Source organism: Candidatus Propionivibrio aalborgensis, from assembly GCF_900089945.1.
Classification (GTDB): Bacteria; Pseudomonadota; Gammaproteobacteria; order Burkholderiales; family Rhodocyclaceae; genus Propionivibrio; species Propionivibrio aalborgensis.
Genome location: NZ_FLQY01000245.1, coordinates 1 through 1,826 on the forward strand (window position 1 = coordinate 1; position 1,826 = coordinate 1,826).

2 protein-coding genes are annotated in these 1,826 nt (G+C 62.3%); one reads left to right on the top strand and one right to left on the bottom strand.

Features of this window, described 5'->3' with window-relative positions; translation table 11 throughout:
• On the bottom strand, positions 1-208 hold a 208-nt coding region (locus PROAA_RS18925), incomplete at its 3' end, for a hypothetical protein (protein WP_222102238.1).
• A 106-nt stretch (positions 209-314) separates the two neighbouring features.
• On the opposite strand from PROAA_RS18925, the gene PROAA_RS11820 reads away from it, so the two are divergent.
• On the top strand, positions 315-1,691 hold the full coding sequence (locus PROAA_RS11820; RefSeq protein WP_186411535.1) for an HlyD family type I secretion periplasmic adaptor subunit: 1,377 nt from the start codon (positions 315-317) through the stop codon (positions 1,689-1,691).
• Positions 1,692-1,826: the final 135 nt, after the last annotated feature.

The following is a 1,826-nucleotide window of genomic DNA, read 5'->3' on the forward strand; positions in this document are numbered from 1 at the left end:
GCGTGATCAGAAGGTCGAGAACTTCAACTTCGCCGGTCTGGTCGGTGCCTTTGATGCCGCACGCACCGCGACACCGACGCTGACCAGCTGGGCGCTGACCAATGCTCTGCTCGACTTCCAGCTGGCCGGCTCGGACAGTGCCGCGCTGGGTGGCGATCTGGCTGTCGTAGTCAATGCCTTCAAATCTATCGCAGAGGCACAGAGACACCGAGATGACGCAGAGAAACCCGTATTCAGGATTTTCTCTCTGCGTTTCCTCTGCGCCTTCGCGCCTTTGCGGTGGGGTTTGAACTCCACCTTTCCAGTCAGCCCAGATGAAACTCCCGACCTTCAACTTCGCCGCGGCCGAACCCGACTACCACGACTTCTCGCCACCGCTATTGCGCCTGCAGGAGACCTCGCCCAACCCGCTCGGGCGCAAGGTGCTGTGGACCTTGCTCGCCCTGCTCGCCGCGCTGCTCCTCTGGGCTTTGATCGGGCAGCTCGATATCGTCGCCGTCGCCGAGGGCAAGCTGATTCCGCAAAGCTATCTGAAGATCGTGCAGCCGGCCGACGCCGGTATCGTCAAGGAAATCCTGGTGCGCGAGGGCGAGACCGTCCGTCCCGGCCAGGTGCTGATGCGCATGGATACGCTGATCAGCGAAGCCGACACAAAAGCCATCGATGCCGAATACCAGAGAAAGCGCCTGACCCTGCGCCGCATCGATGCCGAGCTGGCGGGTGAGGCCTTTGCGGCCGAGGCCGGTGATCCACCGACGCTGGCCGGCGAAGTCGCCGCGCAGTACCGGGCCAACCGCAATGCGCTGGAGGCGGCGCTGGCCGAAGAACGCAGCCAGCTGGCCAAGTTCCGTGCCGATCTGGCTTCGGCGCAGCAGATCAAGACCAAGCTCACCGAAACCCTGCCGCACTACCGGGCGCAGGACAAGGCGTTCGAGAAACTGGCCCAGGACGGCTTTGCCGGTAGCCTGATGGCCGACGACAAGAAGCGCGAGCGCATCGAGAAGGAACAGGAACTCAAGACGCAGGGACACCTGATCGAATCGGCCCGGGCTGAGATGAATCAGTCGGAGAAGAAGCTCGCGCAGATCGAATCGGATTACCAGCGCCAGCTCTACGCTGAACGCAACGAGATTCAGGGCGCCTTCGACAGGCTGGCACAGGAAGTCGCCAAACAGGCGCATCGCCAGGAGCTGCTCGAACTGAAAGCGACGCAGGCGAGTGTGGTCAAGGATCTCGCCACGCATTCGGCCGGCACCGTGGTGCAGCCGGGCACCGTGCTGCTGACGCTGGTGCCGAAGGAGGAGACGCTACGCGCCGAGGTGTGGGTGAGTAACGAGGATATTGGCTTTGTACGGCAAGGTCAGCCGGTCAAGCTGAAGTTCGCGGCGTTTCCGTTCCAGAAGTACGGGATGGTCGACGGGACGGTCGAGCATGTCAGCGCCGATTCGGCCGACAATGCCACCGGCAACGGCAACAATCCGAACGACAAGGCGCCAGCGAGAACCCCAATGCTGTTCTACAAGGCGCTGGTGACGCTCAAGGCAATGCATCTCTCGTTGGATGAGCAGAACTTTGCCTTGAGCGCGGGAATGCAGACCCATGCGGAAATCCTGCTCGGCACGCGGACGGTCATGGAGTATCTGCTCTCGCCCGTGCGCAAGGCATGGCATGAGGCGGGACGGGAGCGGTAGGCTCGCGTCGGGCTTGGGGGGTGACCGGCCGCGCACAAACGTCGTGAGGTCTGAGCGAACGTGGGCAAAAAATCAACGGCAACAATGGCCGACGACTTGGCTGCTGGTCTTCAAGGGCAAATGACTGGTCTACTC

What these genes read in the sequence shown, in the direction of transcription:
- PROAA_RS11820 (WP_186411535.1), top strand. Translation starts at nt 315, where the DNA reads ATGAAACTCCCGACCTTCAACTTCGCCGCGGCCGAACCCGACTACCAC.